Here is a 16,372-nt window from a genome sequence, read left to right as displayed (position 1 = left end):
GAGGCGGCCGGGCACCGGGTGTCGTTCCTGCAGCCGGCCGAGGCGTCGCTCGTGGGCACCTTCGCGCTGGTGCCGCAGGTCGTCGACGCCGTCGGCGTGCCCGTGATCGCGGCCGGCGGGGTCGCCGATCGCAGGGGAGTGGCCGCGGCGTTCGCCCTCGGCGCCTCGGGGGTGCAGGTGGGGTCGGCGTTCCTGCGCACCCGCCAGTCGGCCGCGACGGTCGCGCACCGGCAGGCGATCGCCGAGGCGACCGACACGAGCAGCGTGCTCACCCGGGCGATGAGCGGGCGGCTGGCCCGCGGCATCCCGAATCGCGCCATGCGGACGATCGAGACCGCGGGCGTCATCGCGCCGTTCCCCGCGCAGAACTGGCTCACCGGGGTGTTCCGCGCCGAGGCCGCGCGCCGTGGCGACGGCGAGCTGGTGTCGCTGTGGGCGGGGCAGGCCGCGGGGCTCGCGCCGAGCGACGACGCGGTCGAGGTGTTCGCCGAGCTCGCGGCGGGACTTCCCGCCTGAGGCCTCACGCGGTCGGCAGCACCTCGAACCCGCGCTCACCGGTGGGCGCGGCATCCGTCACCGTCGCCGAATCGACCACCGCCCCGGGCGGACCCGAGGCCATCCACGCGAGCACCTCGTCGACCTGGCCGGGCGTGCCCTCGATCTCGGCCTCGTCCGAGCCGTCGCGGCGGTTGCGCACCCAGCCCGCCACGCCGGCCTCGCGGGCGACCATGCGCATCGTGTATCGGTAGCCGACGCCCTGCACCTCGCCGCCGACGATCACGTGCACGCGTCTCATGCCCGCCATCTTGCCGTGCGCCGCGCCCGCAGACCAGGATGCCGGTATGGGAACCGTCGACGAGTACCTCGAGAGCCTCGATCCCGACGACCGTGCCGTCGTCTCGCACGTGTTCGACGTCGTGCGGGCCGCCGTGCCGGACGTCGAGCAGGGCAAGAGCTACGGCATGCCGGCGCTGCTGTACCGGGGCAAGGCGCTCATCTCGGTGATGCGCACCCGCAAGCACATCGGCGTGTACCCGTTCAGCGGGCGGGTGCCCGACGTGGTGGCGGCCGGGCTGCCCGAGACGGAGCGGGCGGGCTTCGACCACGACAAGGGGACGATCCGCTTCCAGCCCGACGCGCCCTTGCCCGACGAGACGATCCGGGCGGTCGTCGCGGCGCGCATCGCCGAGATCGAGGATCCGTCCCTCCGCAAGGCCTGAGCCCTCACCCGGCGGTCGGCAGCACGAGCGAGACGCCGAGGACGATCATCACGACCGCGATGACGGCGTCGAGGATGCGCCACGCGCGGGGCGTCGACAGCCATCGTCCCAGCAGCCGTGCACCGAAGGCGAGGCCGAAGAACCAGACGATGCTCGCCGCCATCGCGCCCGCCGCGAAGAGCCACCGGTCGTCGCCGTGGGTGTTGGCGACCGTGCCCAGCAGGAACACCGTGTCGAGGTACACATGCGGGTTCAGCCACGTCAGGGCGAGGCAGGTCAGCAGCACGGGTGCAAGACGTGTCCGGGTCGCGACACCCGCCGGCGGGGGATCGGATGCCGCCGCCCCCTGGCCTGCGGAACCGCCCAGCGCCTCACCCGACGGGCGCCAGGCGCGCCGTGCGGCGAGCAGGCCGTAGCCGACGAGGAACAGTGCGCCCGCCCAGCGGATGACGCCGATGAGCCAGGGCACCGCCTGCAGCACGAGCCCGACGCCGGAGACGCCGAGCGCGATGAGGAGCGCGTCCGAGGCGGCGCAGATCGTCGCGACGGCCAGCACGTGGTCGCGCCGCAGCCCCTGGCGCAGCACGAAGAGGTTCTGGGCGCCGATGGCGACGATCAGCGAGAAGCCGAGTCCGAGACCGGCGGCGAGGGGCGAGAGCACTCCTCGACGGTACGGCCGGCGGCATCCGCAGTCCAGCTCATGGTTCTTCAGTACCATTAGCAGAACTGATGTCTCGCATCTCCTTCGAACTCGCCGAGACCCTCGCCGCCGTCGTCGACGAGGGCACCCTCGACGCCGCCGCCAGACGGCTGCACGTCACGCCGTCGGCGGTGAGTCAGCGCATCAAGACGCTGGAGGAGCAGCTCGGCCGGCTCGTGCTCGTCCGGTCCAAGCCGGTGCGCGCCACCGACGCAGGCGCGGCGATCGTGAGACTCGCCCGCCAGGCGGCGCTCCTCGAGCACGACACGCTGGCAGTGCTCGGCGACGGGGCGGAGCAGGAGGCGCTCACGCGCGTGCCGCTCGCGGTGAACGCCGACTCGCTGGGCACGTGGTTCCTCGAGCCGCTCGCGAGGCTCGGCCGCCGGCATCCGGTCGTGTTCGATCTGCACCGCGACGACCAGGACTTCACGGCGGCGCTGCTGGAATCCGGGACGGTGATGGGCGCTGTGACGACCCGGGCGACCGCCGTGAGCGGATGCCGGGTGTCGGTGCTGGGCGCGCTGCGGTACGAGGCCGTCGCGACGCCCGCCTACGTCGCACGCTGGCTCGGCGGTGACCGTACGGCGGACCTCGCCGCCGCGCCGCTCATCGACTTCGACCGCCGCGACGACCTGCAGAACATCTGGCTCACCGCGCAGGGCGTGGATCCTGCGCGTCCGCCCCGCCACTACGTGCCGGCATCGAACGACTTCGCGACCGCGACGCGCCTCGGCCTCGGCTGGGCGATGCTGCCGCGCCTGCAGTCCCAGGACGCGCTCGACCGGGGTGAGCTCGTGCTGCTGGGCGGCGACCCCGTCGACACCGTGCTGCACTGGCAGCAGTGGAACCTGCGCTCCCCGCTGCTGGACGCCATCGCCGAAGAGATCGTCGCCGAGGGGCGGCGCGTGCTCACGCCGGTCGCCTGAATCCGTTCGCCTGCGCGCAACGGCGAGGGTCAGCCGGCGGCGACCTGCAGCACGATCTTGCCGCGTGTGTGGCCGAGCTCCAGCTCGCGATGAGCGGATGCCGCGTCGCCGAGACCGAACACGCGGTCGATGTAGACCTGCACCGCCCCCGAGTCGAGCAGGCGGCCGATCGTGGCCAGCGCGCCGCCGTCGGGCACGACCTTGTACGACGTGGCGCGGACGCCCGCCTCGGCCGCCGCTTCGGCATAGCCCGGCCAGGACCCCGTGGGCACCACGATGTACAGGCCGCCGGGGCGCAGCACGCGCAGCGAGCGGGTGCCGGTCTCGGCGTGGACGTTGCCGACGAGGTCGATCACGACGTCGACGTCGGCCACCACCTCGTCGAAGCGGGTCGTGGTGTAGTCGATGACGACGGCCGCGCCGAGCTCGCGCACCCACGACGCGTTGCGGCCGGAGGCCGTCGCGGTCACGTGCGCGCCGAAGTACGCCGCGAACTGCACCGCGAAGTGGCCGACGCCGCCGCTCGCGGCGTGGATCAGGATGCGCTGGCCTTCGTGGGCGCGCGCCGTCTCGACGACGAGTCCCCATGCCGTCAGGGCGGCCAGCGGCACGCCTGCGGCCTCGACGTGCGACAGGGCTGCGGGCTTGCGTGCGACCGACAGGGTCGGCGCCACGACGTACTCGGCGTAGGTGCCGCCCGTCCGTGGGAACGACGCCATGCCGAAGACGGGCGTCCCGGGCGGCAGCGGGTGCGCCTCGTACGGGCTCTTCACCACGACGCCGCTGAAGTCGTACCCGAGCGTCGCCGGGTACGACCCGACGGCACCCGACACCCCGGCGCCGGCGCGCGTCTTCGCGTCGATGGGGTTGATCCCCGCCGCGACCACCCGGATGAGCACCTCGCTGAGGACCGGCGAGGGAACGGCGATGGATGCCGCACCCAGCGCTTCGGGCCCGCCGGGCTGGTCGACGACCATGGCGCGCATCTCGGCGGGCGGAGCGGCGACGGGCTCCAGCGGCGTTGCCGATGTCGATCGCAGCGACCTGATCCTCATCGCGAACTCCCTCCGCGGGCGTGCCGCCGTCGGCACGGTCGTAACCCGGTGACCCCAGTCAACAGTGCGTTCGTCTCGCCCGTGTTACGCGGGCGCTACCGCTGCGCGAACGCGGGATCCGGCATCCACCCGCCCGGAGGTGGGAACGCTCCCCGTTCTCAGCGGAAGCCGGCCGCGAGGGCCTCGGGCGACAGCACGTGCTCGACCGCGAGCATGCTGGCGCCGAGGACCGCGGCGCGGGCGGCCGTTGCCGACTGCACGATCGACAGGTGTTCCGTGGCCAGCGGGATCGAGCGGCTGTAGACGATCTCGCGCACGCCGGCGATGAGGTGCTCTCCGACACGCGCCATCGAGCCGCCGATCGCGATCACCGAGGGGTTCACCAGGCTCACACAGGTCGTCAGCACCTCGCCGATGTCACGGCCCGCCTGGCGCACCGCCTGGACGGCCTCGATGCTGCCGCGCTCGACCAGGTCGACGACGTCGGAGCCGCTGTGCGCCGGGATGCCGGACTCGCGCAGGCTGCGGGCGATCGCCGGACCCGACGCGATGGCCTCCAGGCAGCCGCGGTTGCCGCAGCGGCACAGCACGTCTGCCGCGCGGGCGACCTGCACGTGGCCGATGTCGCCGGCGACTCCCTGGGCGCCGCGCTGAAGCGTGCCGCCCGAGATCAGTCCCGCCCCGATGCCCGTGGCGACCTTGACGAACATCAGGTGCTCCACGCCCGGCCAGGCCACCGAGCGCTCGCCGAGGGCCATGATGTTGACGTCGTTGTCGACGAGCACCGGCACCTCGAGGTGCTGATTGAGCCAGCCCGGGATGTCGAACCGGTTCCACCCGGGCATGATCGGCGGATTCACCGGCTGCCCCGTGGAATGCTCGACCGGACCCGGAACGCCGATGCCGATGGCCGCCACGTGGGAGCGGTCGCGACCGAGGCGGTCCAGCAGCATCGTCGCACCGTCGACGAGCCAGGTCAGCACGGCCACCGGACCCAGCGCGATGTCCAGCGGCTCGGAGTGCTCGGCCAGGACGGTGCCCGTGAGGTCGGTCACGGCGACGGTCGCGTGCGACGCTCCGACGTCGGCGGCGATGACGACCCGCGCCGCCGGATTGAGCGCGAACTGCGACGGGGGGCGCCCGCCCGTCGACGCGGCTTCGGCCACGGGGGCGATGAGCCCCATGCGCAGCAGCTGGTCGACGCGCGCGGCAACGGTCGATCGCGCCAGTCCCGTGGACTTGGCCAGTTCGGCCCGGGTCCGGGGCACTCCGTCGCGCAGCAGCTGGAACAGCTCGTTCACGCCGGTGGTGGGGGTCGTCGTCTCGCCGCTCATGGTCACGTCTCAGACTAACCGCGGGCGCGCGGGCTCCCGGATGCGCACGTGGGTGGACGGATGCCGCGGACCGTGGGCGCGGCGCGCTCCTTGTGGGAATGCGTCATGCGCCACGGCCGGTCGGCTTCGCGAAGCGCTGCTGAAGGAGGACCGCGACGACGATGATGACGCCCTTCACCACCGCCTGCACCGACGACGAGAGGTTGTTCTGCACGAAGACGTTGGTCAGGGTCTGGAAGATCAGCACGCCCAGGACCGTGCCGGTGATGGTGCCGCGGCCGCCGACGAGCAGGGTGCCGCCCACGACCACCGCTGCGATGGCGTCGAGCTCGTAGAGCGTTCCATTGGTGGAGGACCCGGCGGTCGTGCGTCCCAGGATCATGACGGCGGCGATGCCCGCGCACAGACCGGAGATCGCGTACAGCCACATCGTGTGGCGCTTCACGTTGATGCCGGCGAGGCGAGCGGCCTCGCGGTTTCCGCCGATGGCGACGGTGCGTCGCCCGAACGTCGTGCGGTTGAGGACGACCCAGCCCAGCGCCGCCACGATCGCGAAGATCCAGATCAGCATGTCGATGCCGACGATGTCCAGGTTCATGAAGGTGATGAAGTCGCGATCGCGCACCTGGAGAGTGCGTCGCTCCGCGAGGATCTCGGCGAGGCCCCGAGCCGCGACGAGCATGGCGAGGGTCGCCATGAAGGCCACCACCTTGCCGTAGGCGATCACGATGCCGTTGATGACGCCCGCGGCCAGGCCCACGGCGAGGGCGATCACCACCATGACGACCCAGTGGAGCTGATCGGCCAGGTCCTGGATCGCCGCGAGTGCCGCCACGACGGAGGCGAGCCCCATGACGGATCCCACGGAGAGATCGATCCCGCCCGCGATGATCACGAGGGTCATGCCGATGCTGATGACCCCGATGATGGATGCCGCGCGCAGGATCGTCAGGATGTTGCTCACGCTCAGGAAGGTGTCGGGAGCGGTGACGGCGCCCACGATCACCAGGACGATCAAGGCCACGACCAGGCCGAGATTGCGGCCCACGGATCCCGAGAAGAAGCGCTGCACCCCCGTGCGGGCGGCGCCGGGCTCGCCGGTCGCGACCTGGTCGCCCGGCGGCGGGACCACGTCGGTCCCGGGAGTTGTCTGCTCGCTCACGCGGCGGTTCCTTTCATGACGAGATCGAGGACGCCGTGTTCGTCGATCTGGGAGGCGGGCCGGGTCTCGAGCAGGCGCCCGTCGGCGATGACGAGCACCGTGTCGGCAAGGCCGAGCACCTCCTCGATCTCGCTCGAGACGACGACGATGGCGTTCCCCGCGGCGGCGAGGCGCCGGATCAGCGCGTAGATCTCCGCGCGGGCTCCGACATCGACGCCGCGCGTGGGCTCGTCCAGCAGGAGGACGCGCGTCCCGTGGACGAGCCAGCGGGCGAGCAGGATCTTCTGCTGGTTGCCGCCGGACAGGGTGATCGTCTCGCGGTCGGGATCCGCCGGCCGCAGTTCCAGCGCCTCGATCTGCTCGCGCGTGGCCTTGCGCTCTGCGCGCTCGTCGAGGAACCCCGCCCTTGCGAACCTCGACACCGACGGCAGGGTGACGTTGACGAAGACCGGTTCGTCGAGGACGAGCCCCTGGCTCTTGCGCTCCTCCGGCGACAGCCCCACCCCCGCGCGCACGGCGGCGACGACGGATCCGCGGGGGAGCGGCTTGCCGCCGACCCGCACCGTCCCGGCGCTGGCGCGTCGGGCGCCGTAGATCGTCTCGAGGATCTCCGAGCGCCCCGAGCCGACGAGACCCGCGAGCCCCACCACTTCTCCGGCGCGCACCGTGAACGACACGTCCTGGAAGGCGCCGGTCGCGGCGAGCCCCTGGACCTCTAGCACCACGGGGGACTCGTCGGGGATCGCTGCCGCCGGCGGGAAGACGTTCTCGACCGAGCGCCCGGTCATGAGGCGGATGAGCTCGGGCGTCGGGGTGTCGGCGACGGGCAGTCCGCTCGCCATCGATCGGCCGTCCTTGAGCACCGTGATCCGATCGCCGATCTGGCGGATCTCTTCGAGCCGGTGCGTGATGTAGACGACGGCGATGCCCTCGGCCGTGAGCTCACGCACCACGTGGAAGAGGTTCTTGACCTCTTCGCCGTCGAGCACGGCGGACGGCTCGTCCATGATGATGAGCTTGATGTCGTGCGAGAGGGCGCGGGCCATGCTCACGATCTGCTTGCCCGCGGCGCTCAGCCGGCCGACCTCGGTGTGAGGCGACAGCCCGCCGTGCCCGAGCCGCCGCAGCAGGTCCTTGGTCCGGCGGGCCGCTTCGGAGCGCTTCGTGAAGCCGCCGCGTGACAGCTCGTGACCAAGGAAGATGTTCTCCGCGATGGTGAGCCCGTCGACGACGTCCAGTTCCTGATACATCGTCGCGATGCCCAGTTCGATGGCCGCTTCGGGCGTCGGGATGTCGACAGGTTCGCCCCGCCACGAGATGACGCCTTCGTCGGGGCGGTGCACGCCCGCCAGCGTCTTGATGAGTGTGGACTTGCCGGCACCGTTCTGGCCGAGGATGCAGTGCACCTCGCCGGGGAGGATGTCGAGGTCCACGCCCCGCAGCGCAGCGACCCCGGCGAACGACTTCGTCACGCCGCGGACGTCCAGTAATGCCGGACGATGGTCATCTTTGATCACGCGATGAACATAACACGCAGCCTCCAGCCCTGCCGAGGGGTACTTTCGCGAGCCTCGCCGCGAAGACGACCGTCCCATCCTCGGTTCTCGCCCGGAATGGCGCGGCGGAGACTTTTGACGTCTAGTCGGCAAAAGCTGTCGGTCGAAGTGACCCTTCTGCTAGGTTGAGCCTCGTCAGCGTGGACTCCACGAATGGGGCGCATCGACCGCCGGGGTGACGCGCTGCCGTAGCTGCATCACATTCAAGGAGGAATCATGCGCTCACACCTGACAGCGCGTACGCGGCTGGTGCTCACCGGCACCGCCGTCGTCGCAGCCATCGGACTTCTCGCCGGATGCACCGGCTCTGGAGCGGACGAAGGCGACGTCGTCGATCAGGGCACCACGACGGAAGAGAACGCGCAGAGCGGCGACACCGTCGTCATCGGCTTCTCGGGACCCGCCGCCGACCATGGCTGGCTCGGCGCGATCAACTCGGGTGCGCAGGCCGCGGCCGACAGCTTCGACGACGTCGAGCTGCGGGTCGCAGAAGGGACCAACGACCCGATCGCCCAGATCGCCGCGGTCGAGACCTTCGTCAACGACGGCGTCGACGCCATCGTGCTGCTGCCCTCGGACGGCGCGGCGCTCACCGAGGCGGCCATCGAGGCGATGGAGGCCGGCATCCCGGTGATCAACGTCGACCGCGAGTTCTCCAGCCCGTTCGCCGCGCGCGCGACCGTGCTCGGCGACAACTACGGCATGGGCGTCAGCGCCGGCACGTACATCTGCGAGCAGCTCGACGGCAAGACGGACGCCGTCGTCGCCGAGATCGCAGGCATCGACTCGCTCCCGCTGACGCAGGACCGCTCGAAGGGCTTCGCGGACGCGCTCGACGACTGCGGGCTGGAGGTCTCGGCGCGCGTGGCGGCCGACTTCACCGTCGCCGGTGGCGAGGCTGCCGCCTCGCAGCTGCTCTCCGCCAACCCGAAGATCGACGCGATCTGGAACCACGACGACGACCAGGGCATCGGCGTCCTCGCGGCGATCGACTCGGCGGGGCGCGACGAGTTCTTCATGGTGGGCGGCGCGGGAAGCCGCAGCGCGATGGAGGCCATCCAGGCCGACGACTCCGTGCTCAAGGCGACGATCATCTACCCGTCGACGCAGGCGGCGGACGGCGTGGCACTGGCCCGCCTCATCGCGCAGGGCAAGACGATGGGCGACCTCATCACCCCCGGCATCCCGAACCGGATCGTGCTGGACGCCCCGGTCGTCACCAAGGAGAACGTCGACCAGTACATCGACCTGTCGTTCGAGTAGGCGACGTCGAACGCGGGGCATCCGTCGTCGACGGATGCCCCGCGCCATCCCTTCACAGAGAGAGGACAGCGCGTTGACCGAAACGCTCCGCGTCGCCATGATCGGCCACGGCTTCATGGGGGCCGCGCATTCCCAGGGGTGGCGGGTGGCCCCGCGCTTCTTCGATCTCCCGCGTGACCCCGAGATGGCGGTCGTCGTCGGGCGCAACCCCGAGACCGTCACCGCCTCGGCGGGCCGTTGGGGATGGCGTGAGAGCGCCACCGACTGGCGGGATGTCGTCGCGCGCGACGACATCGACGTCGTCGACATCGTCACCCCCGGCGACACGCATGCCGAGATCGCCATCGCGGCGTTGGCGGCGGGCAAGCACGTGCTGTGCGAGAAGCCTCTCGCCAACACGGTCGAAGAGGCGCAGGCGATGGAGCACGCGGCCGCCGAGGCGGCCGGGCGCGGCATCCGATCGATGGTCGGTTTCACCTACCGGCGGGTGCCTGCGGCGACCTTCGCCCGCGATCTGGTCGCCTCGGGGCGGCTGGGACGGATCCGCCAGGTGCGTGCCGAATACCTGCAGGACTGGCTCATGGATGCGGACGCGCCGCTCACCTGGCGTCTGCAGAAGGAGCACGCGGGGTCCGGGGCGCTCGGCGACATCGGAGCACACGCGGTCGATCTCACGGAGTTCATCACCGGTCAGCAGGTGACGTCGGTGTCGGGCGTGGTGGAGACGCTCGTGCACGAGCGTCCGCTCCTCAGCGAGGGCGTCGGACTGTCGGGGACGGCGACGTCGCAGCGCGGCGCGGTCACCGTCGACGACGTCGCGCTGTTCACCGGTCGCCTCGACTCTGGTGCACTGGCCTCGTTCGAGGCGACGCGCTTCCGCACCGGCCGGAAGAACGCCCTGCGCATCGAGATCTCGGGCTCGGAGGGAGCTCTGGCCTTCGATCTGGAGAGGCTGAACGAGCTGGAGTTCTACGACGCGACCCAGCCGGCGCTCGAGCAGGGGTTCCGGCGCATCCTCGTCACCGAGCACGGCCACCCCTATCTGGCGGCATGGTGGCCCCCCGGGCACGTGCTCGGCTACGAGCACGGCTTCTCGCACCAGGTGAGGGACTTCGTCGTCGCCGTCGACGAAGGCGTCGGGCCGCGTCCGTCGTTCGCCGACGGCCTGCACGTGCAGCGGGTGCTCGACGCGGTGCAGCGCAGCTCGGCAGCCAGCGGGCTCTGGACGCCCGTCGGCGGCTGAGCGTCGGCATCGCTCTGGAAGGGAGCGCGACCGCGATCGCGCCGCTCAGCTGCTGGGCAGCTCGTCGGCCGTCAGCGCGTGCAGCAGACGCGTCAGATTGAGGATGTCGTCGAGCGGCCACTCCTCGAGGGCGTCGACCAGCAGGCTCTCCTGCGGGGCGCGGGCCGCTTCGAGCCGTTCGAGTCCGAACGGCGTGGGCGACAGCAGGCTCGAGCGGCCGTCGTCCGGGTCAGGGGTGCGCTCGATGAGTCCCAGCCCCTCCAGCTCTCGCACCGTCCGGCTGATCTGGCCCTTGTCAGCCATGAGCGACTCCGCGAGCGCTGAGAGCGTGATGCGCTCGCGCCGCACGATGGTCGTGAAGACCTTGTAGGCGCCCGGCAGCATGCCCGGGCTCACACGGTTCGCGTTCTCGGTGATGATGCGCCGGAACCGGTTGATCAGCTCGCCGAACTCCGCCTCGAGGGCGCGCACCGCTTCGGTGCGCGCCGCTCGAGTCTCGTCGGAGGTCATCGTGAACGACCTTAGCGTCGGGACGCCTCGTCCGCCGTCTCGGCGCCCGCCTCGGCCGCCGGGTCGGCGGCGGATGCGGCATCCGACACGCTCTCGTCTGCGTCGGCAGGCGCAAGGGTCTCCATGGCCGCCGGGGCCGAGACGGTCGCGAGGTCGGCCTCGCTCGCCTGCACGCGCTCGCTCGTGGTCATGCGGGTGAGCGGCTTGTTGGGCAGGAAGATGATCGCGATGAGGCTGACGACCGCCAGCGGCACGGCGATCAGGAACGAGTGGGCGATGGCCTGGGCGTAGATGTCCTCGACGATCACGCGGATCGCCTCGGGCAGCGACGACACCTGGGGGATGGTGCCGGACTGGAGCTGCTCGCCGATGGCTGCGCCCTTCGCGCCGAGCGTCATGATCGCCGCGACGATGTCGTCCTTGCGCTCGGTGAACAGGTTGGTCGCCGAGGTCGCCAGGGCCGCACCCATCACCGAGACGCCGATCGTGCCGCCGAGGCTGCGGAAGAACGTGACGCCCGAGCTGGCGACGCCGATCTCCGACGGCTTCGACGTGTTCTGCACGATGAGCACGAGGTTCTGCATCGTCATGCCGACGCCCGCGCCCAGCAGGAACATGTACACCGAGACGAGCACGAAGTTCGTGTCGTAGTGGATCGTCGACAGCAGGTACGAGCCCGCGATCAGCAGCACGCCGCCCGCGATGAGGTAGGGCTTCCAGTGCCCGGTGCGGGTCACGAGACCGCCGATGACGATCGATGCCAGCAGAAGGCCGCCGATCATGGGGATCGTCATGAGGCCCGCCTCGGTCGGGGTCGCGCCGCGTGCCAGCTGCATGTACTGGCTGAGGAACACCGAGGTGCCGAACATCGCGATGCCGATGGAGATCGACGCGATGACGGCGAGGGTGAATGTGAGGTTGCGGAACATCGTGAGCGGCACGAGCGGCTCCTTGGAGCGCAGCTCGACGATGACGAACAGGATCGCCGCGAGCAGGGCGCCGCCGACCATGAGGACGGTCTCGGTGCTCCACCAGTCGTAGTCCTTGCCGGCGTTGGTGACCCAGATGAGCAGGAGCGAGACCGCTGTCGACAGCAGCACGATGCCGAAGTAGTCGATGCGCGCCTTCTTCTTGGGCCGCGGCGGGAGGTGCAGCGTGCGCTGCATCATGATGAGCGCGGCCACCGCGAACGGCAGCGCGATGAAGAAGTTCCAGCGCCAGTCGATCGTGTCGGTGATGAAGCCGCCGAGCAGCGGGCCGCCGACGGTCGCGACGGCCATCACGGCGCCGAACAGGCCCATGTACCGGCCGCGCTCCCGGGGGCTGATGATGTCGGCCATGATGACCTGGCTGAGCGCGGCGAGACCGCCGGCGCCGATGCCCTGCACGGCGCGGAACGCGATGAGCGTGCCCGGCTCCTGCGAGAACCCGGCGGCCGCGGTCGCGAGCACGAAGATCACGATGGCGATCTGGATGAGCACCTTGCGGTTGAAGAGGTCGGCGAGCTTACCCCAGATCGGCGTCGAGATCGCCGTGGTCAGCAGGGTCGCGGTGACGACCCAGGTGAAGGCCGCCTGGTCGCCGCCGAGGTCGTGGACGATCACCGGCAGCGAGGTCGACACGACGGTCGACGCCAGCATCGAGACGAACATGCCGAGCAGCAGGCCCGTGAGGGCCTGCAGCACCTGACGGTGCCGGCGCTTGTCGTCGGCGGCGGACCCGCTGCCGGCGGCTGGGGCGACGACGCTTCCGGTCGTCGGAGAGGAGGTGGCCATAGATGGTCCTTCGTGGAGAAGAGAGGGACGGCTGCGGCGGCGGTGACGCAGAGAGTGGTTGACGAACGTCAACAGTTGAGAAAGGTCAACGATACGCGCATCGTTGACGAACGTCAACTATCGGATCGCACGGGCCACGTGGTTCCCGCGAGGGGCGTCGGTGTCAGGCTGCGGCCGCGGCACGCTCGGCGGAGCGGATGACCGCCTCGACGCCGAGCGCGAAGAGCTCGCGGTCCTCGAGATCGAGCAGCTGCGCCGACACGGCGGCGATGTGCGGGTGCGTCCGCGGGTCGACGAGCAGCGGCCCCTCGAACCATGGGCTGGCGTCGTCGGCATCGATGCCCGCATGCTCCGCGCGGCTGCGTGCGACACCGGCGGCCGACGAGAGCACGTGCGTGGCCATGAGCGCGTAATGCTGCACGAGATCGTCGCCGGTGAGTCCGGCACGGGTGAACGCGTCGAGCATGAACTCGATGGCCTCGAGTTCGCCCGGACCGTGCGTCGTGAGCACGATCGCCTCCTGCCCGACAGCGGGGTAGCGGGCGAACAGCGAGAGCGTGGCTCCGGCCAGCTGGCGCAGCCGCTCGCGCCAGTCGTCCGGGTCCGCCGTCACCGCGGCGAGGCTGCGCAGCGTCAGCTCGTCGAGCAGGGCGCCCATGAGGTCGTCCTTGCTGCGGAAATGCCGGTAGATCGCGGTGGGATCGGTGCCGAGCTTCGCACCGAGGTCGCGGATCGACAGCGAGGCCGTGCCGGGGGCGGCGGCGAGCTCCAGGCCTGCGGCGACGATGGTCGCCCGGTCGAGGCGCTTGCCGCCCGATTTCTCGGTCGCCGCCGTGCGTGCCGCCATGATCCCGCCTCCGTTGCCGTCCCATCGTGCCACGCCGCGCGCTCCGCCTTCGGGAACAGGCGGCTGCGCGTCGAGCATAACGGTTCGATCAACACAACTGTCAACACCGTTGACAACGCGAATGACGCCGTTCTATCGTCAGTCGACCCGTTCGACGACGAAGGAGAAGCCCCGTGGGCATCGACGCCACCACCCGCGCTGAAGGCGCATTCGCCGACACCGTCTTCACCGGCGGCGCGCTGTTCACGTCCGACGCCGTGCCGGCCGGCAGTGCGCAGGCACTGACCGGGCACGCCGTCGCCGTGCGCGGCGGCCGCATCGTCGCCGTGTGCGCCGAGGACGAGGCATCCGCCCTCGTCGGCCCCGACACCATCGTCATCGAGCTGAACGGGGCGCTGCTGGCGCCCGGGTTCCAGGACGCGCACATCCACCCCGCGTCCGGCGGCGTCGAGCTGCTGCAGTGCAACCTCACCGACTCCGAGGACGCCGACGACACCGTCGCCCGCATCGCCCGCTACGCCGCCGAGAACCCCGAGATCGAGTGGATCGTCGGCGGCGGCTGGTCGATGGACCACTTCCCGGGCGGCGCGCCGGTGCGCGCCCTCCTCGACGCGATCGTGCCCGACCGCCCCGTGCTGCTCGCGAGCCGCGATCACCACTCCGCATGGGCCAACACCGCCGCCATGCGGATCGCGGGAGTGGATGCCGCCACCCCGGATCCGGTCGACGGACGCATCGAACGCGAGGCCGACGGCTTCCCGGCAGGCACCTTCCACGAGGGCGCCGCGGATCTGTTCGCACAGGTGCGTCCCGTCGTCTCGGACGATCTGACCTACGCGGGACTGCTCCGCGCGCAGGACGAGCTGCTGGCCCTGGGCATCACCGGCTGGCAGGACGCCCTCATCGGGAACTTCCCGGGCGTCGGCGGCGGACTCACCGCCTACCGCCGCGCGCTCGCCGAGGGCACCCTGAAGGCGCACGTCGTGGGCGCGCAGTGGTGGGAGCGGGCCGAAGGGGGCGAGCAGCTCGACGCCATGATCCGGCTGCGCGACGAGATCGCGGCCCTCGGGCACCCGGAGCGGTTCTCCGTCGGATCCATCAAGTTCATGGTCGACGGCGTCGCCGAGAACCAGACCGCGGCGATGCTCGAGCCCTACCGCGACACCCACGGGCACGATACGCACAACCACGGGCTCTCGTTCATCGCCCCCGAGAAGCTGCGCGAGTACGCCGTGGCGGCTGATGCCGCGGGGTTCCAGCTGCACTTCCACGCTCTGGGCGACCGGGCGGTGCGCGAGGCCCTCGACGCGCTGACCGAGGCCCGCAGGGTCAACGGCGACACCGACGGCCGCCACCACCTGGCCCACATCCAGGTGATCGCCGAGGCCGACGTGGCGCGCTTCGCCGCCGTGGATGCGGTCGCCAACATGCAGCCGCTGTGGGCATGCCACGAGGACCAGATGGACGAGCTGACGCTGCCGTTCCTCGCCGAGTCCGCCGCCGACCGGCAGTACCCGTTCGGCGACCTGCAGCGCGCCGGCGTGCGCCTGGCCGGCGGCAGCGACTGGCCTGTCTCGAGCGCCGACCCGATGGCCGGGGTGCACATGGCCGTCAACCGCGTCGCGCCGCTCCAGGACGCCGAGCCGCTGGCAGGCCCCGAGCAGTGCCTCGACCTGGCGACAGCGCTCGCCGCCTACACCTCCGGCACCGCGTTCGTGAACCACCGCGACCACGACACCGGCCTGGTGCGCGAGGGCTACCTCGCGAATCTCGTCGTCGTCGAGCCCAACCCGTTCGACGTGCCGGCCGACCAGCTGTACACGTGCCGCGTCGCGTCGACGTGGATCGACGGCGAACGCGTGTACGCCCGCACCGTGGAGACGGTGGATGCCGGGGGCCCGGCATCCGATCATCCCTGACATCCCCATCACCCCCTTCCCGAGTCGAGGAATCATGTCCATCACCCGACGCACCGCGCGCCGCCTGAGCGCCGCCGCGGGCATCGCCGTCGTCGGCGCGCTCGCCCTCGCGGCCTGCAGCGCCCCCGCCTCCGACGACGACGAGACCGCCGCGCCCCAGTGGGAGTACACCGCCCAGACCGCCGCGCCCTCGGGCGACATCGATGAGTTCACCTGGGTGAGCTATTCGGAGCCCTATTCGCTCGACTACGCGTACGCGTTCGACTACTCCGACAACCAGGTGCTGTCGAACGTCTGCGAATCGCTGCTGCGGCTCAATCCCGACTACACGCTCTCGCCGGGACTCGCCGAGGCGTACGACCACCCGACGCCCGAGACCTGGGTCTACACGATCCGGGACGGCGTGACGTTCCACGACGGCACCCCGCTCACCGCGGACGACGTCGTCGCGTCGATGAGCCGCCACCTCGACCCCGACGTGGGGTCGTCGTGGTACTCGGTGTACCAGAACGTGGCGTCGATCGAGAAGACCGGCGATCGCCAGGTCACGGTCACGATGACGCAGGCGGACTCGCAGTTCAACCTCGGCATGGGCGGCTCCGCCGGCGTCGTCGAGTCGGCCGCGACGCTCGCCGCGAAGGGCGCCGACTACGGCAACTCGACGGGCCTGGTCAACTGCACCGGTCCGTTCGAACTGACGGAGTGGAAGTCGGGGGAGTCCGTCACGCTCAAGCGGTACGACGGCTACTGGGACGAATCGCTGCGCGCGAAGGCGGGCGAGGTGAAGATCCTCTTCATGACGGACTCCAACGCGCGCGTCAACGCGCTGAAGTCCGGCGAGGTCGACGGCGGCTGGATGATC

The 16,372-nt window shown here is 70.9% G+C and carries 16 protein-coding genes; 7 read left to right on the top strand and 9 right to left on the bottom strand.

Annotation, left to right across the window (positions count from 1 at the left end):
• A partial coding sequence (locus ACTHNQ_RS06115; RefSeq protein WP_440332002.1) for an NAD(P)H-dependent flavin oxidoreductase occupies positions 1-516 on the top strand: 516 nt, incomplete at its 5' end.
• 4 nt (positions 517-520) lie between these two features.
• On the opposite strand, the gene ACTHNQ_RS06110 is transcribed toward ACTHNQ_RS06115, so the two are convergent.
• Positions 521-796, bottom strand: coding sequence for an acylphosphatase (locus ACTHNQ_RS06110; RefSeq protein ID WP_440332001.1), 276 nt, complete (start codon positions 794-796; stop codon positions 521-523).
• A 46-nt stretch (positions 797-842) separates the two neighbouring features.
• Between ACTHNQ_RS06110 and ACTHNQ_RS06105 the strand changes: the two genes are divergently transcribed.
• Positions 843-1,220 carry an iron chaperone gene (locus tag ACTHNQ_RS06105; RefSeq protein ID WP_440331999.1) on the top strand — a complete coding sequence of 126 codons (378 nt, stop codon included), beginning with the start codon at positions 843-845 and terminating at the stop codon, positions 1,218-1,220.
• Positions 1,221-1,224: 4 nt separating this feature from the next.
• On the opposite strand, the gene ACTHNQ_RS06100 is transcribed toward ACTHNQ_RS06105, so the two are convergent.
• Positions 1,225-1,881: a LysE/ArgO family amino acid transporter gene (locus ACTHNQ_RS06100; protein WP_440331997.1), complete on the bottom strand. Its 657-nt coding sequence runs from the start codon at positions 1,879-1,881 to the stop codon at positions 1,225-1,227.
• A 68-nt stretch (positions 1,882-1,949) separates the two neighbouring features.
• Here ACTHNQ_RS06100 and ACTHNQ_RS06095 point away from each other — a divergent pair, with 68 nt between their 5' ends.
• On the top strand, positions 1,950-2,846 hold the full coding sequence (locus ACTHNQ_RS06095; protein ID WP_440331996.1) for a LysR family transcriptional regulator ArgP: 897 nt from the start codon (positions 1,950-1,952) through the stop codon (positions 2,844-2,846).
• Positions 2,847-2,875: 29 nt separating this feature from the next.
• Here ACTHNQ_RS06095 and ACTHNQ_RS06090 read toward each other — a convergent pair whose 3' ends face one another.
• The 4 genes from ACTHNQ_RS06090 to ACTHNQ_RS06075 form a co-directional block, all read right to left on the bottom strand.
• Entirely contained in the window at positions 2,876-3,901 is a 1,026-nt protein-coding gene (locus tag ACTHNQ_RS06090; RefSeq protein ID WP_440331994.1) for an NADP-dependent oxidoreductase, read from the bottom strand.
• A gap of 158 nt (positions 3,902-4,059) precedes the next feature.
• Complete coding sequence (locus ACTHNQ_RS06085) at positions 4,060-5,235, bottom strand: ROK family transcriptional regulator (RefSeq protein WP_440331992.1); 1,176 nt, start codon at positions 5,233-5,235, stop codon at positions 4,060-4,062.
• 103 nt (positions 5,236-5,338) lie between these two features.
• Positions 5,339-6,397, bottom strand: a complete 1,059-nt coding sequence (locus ACTHNQ_RS06080) for an ABC transporter permease (protein WP_440331990.1) — start codon at positions 6,395-6,397, stop codon at positions 5,339-5,341.
• Positions 6,394-7,869: a sugar ABC transporter ATP-binding protein gene (locus ACTHNQ_RS06075; protein ID WP_440332006.1), complete on the bottom strand. Its 1,476-nt coding sequence runs from the start codon at positions 7,867-7,869 to the stop codon at positions 6,394-6,396. The genes ACTHNQ_RS06080 and ACTHNQ_RS06075 overlap by 4 nt, the downstream gene beginning before the upstream one ends.
• A gap of 300 nt (positions 7,870-8,169) precedes the next feature.
• Here ACTHNQ_RS06075 and ACTHNQ_RS06070 point away from each other — a divergent pair, with 300 nt between their 5' ends.
• Both ACTHNQ_RS06070 and ACTHNQ_RS06065 read left to right on the top strand, forming a co-directional pair.
• A complete protein-coding gene (locus ACTHNQ_RS06070; protein WP_018172788.1) occupies positions 8,170-9,216 on the top strand; it encodes a substrate-binding domain-containing protein in 1,047 nt (348 codons plus the stop codon).
• Positions 9,217-9,313: 97 nt separating this feature from the next.
• Entirely contained in the window at positions 9,314-10,459 is a 1,146-nt protein-coding gene (locus tag ACTHNQ_RS06065) for a Gfo/Idh/MocA family protein (protein WP_440332004.1), read from the top strand.
• A 45-nt stretch (positions 10,460-10,504) separates the two neighbouring features.
• Here ACTHNQ_RS06065 and ACTHNQ_RS06060 read toward each other — a convergent pair whose 3' ends face one another.
• From ACTHNQ_RS06060 to ACTHNQ_RS06050, 3 genes are all read right to left on the bottom strand, one after another.
• Entirely contained in the window at positions 10,505-10,969 is a 465-nt protein-coding gene (locus ACTHNQ_RS06060) for a MarR family winged helix-turn-helix transcriptional regulator (RefSeq protein WP_440331988.1), read from the bottom strand.
• Positions 10,970-10,980: 11 nt separating this feature from the next.
• Positions 10,981-12,744, bottom strand: coding sequence for an MDR family MFS transporter (locus tag ACTHNQ_RS06055; protein WP_440331986.1), 1,764 nt, complete (start codon positions 12,742-12,744; stop codon positions 10,981-10,983).
• Between the two features lie 163 nt (positions 12,745-12,907).
• The gene (locus ACTHNQ_RS06050; protein ID WP_440331984.1) at positions 12,908-13,591 is read right to left on the bottom strand and encodes a TetR/AcrR family transcriptional regulator; all 684 of its coding nucleotides are present in this window, start codon (positions 13,589-13,591) and stop codon (positions 12,908-12,910) included.
• Positions 13,592-13,764: 173 nt separating this feature from the next.
• Here ACTHNQ_RS06050 and ACTHNQ_RS06045 point away from each other — a divergent pair, with 173 nt between their 5' ends.
• On the top strand, positions 13,765-15,510 hold the full coding sequence (locus tag ACTHNQ_RS06045) for an amidohydrolase (protein WP_440331982.1): 1,746 nt from the start codon (positions 13,765-13,767) through the stop codon (positions 15,508-15,510).
• A gap of 34 nt (positions 15,511-15,544) precedes the next feature.
• The coding region (locus ACTHNQ_RS06040) for an ABC transporter substrate-binding protein (RefSeq protein WP_440331981.1) at positions 15,545-16,372 on the top strand (828 nt) is incomplete at its 3' end.

Origin of the sequence: Microbacterium sp. (assembly GCF_051953575.1) — a bacterium.
In the GTDB taxonomy this organism is placed as follows: Bacteria; Actinomycetota; Actinomycetes; order Actinomycetales; family Microbacteriaceae; genus Microbacterium.
The sequence above is the reverse complement of the archived record's forward strand: the minus strand, read 5'-3'. Positions and strand labels throughout refer to the sequence as shown.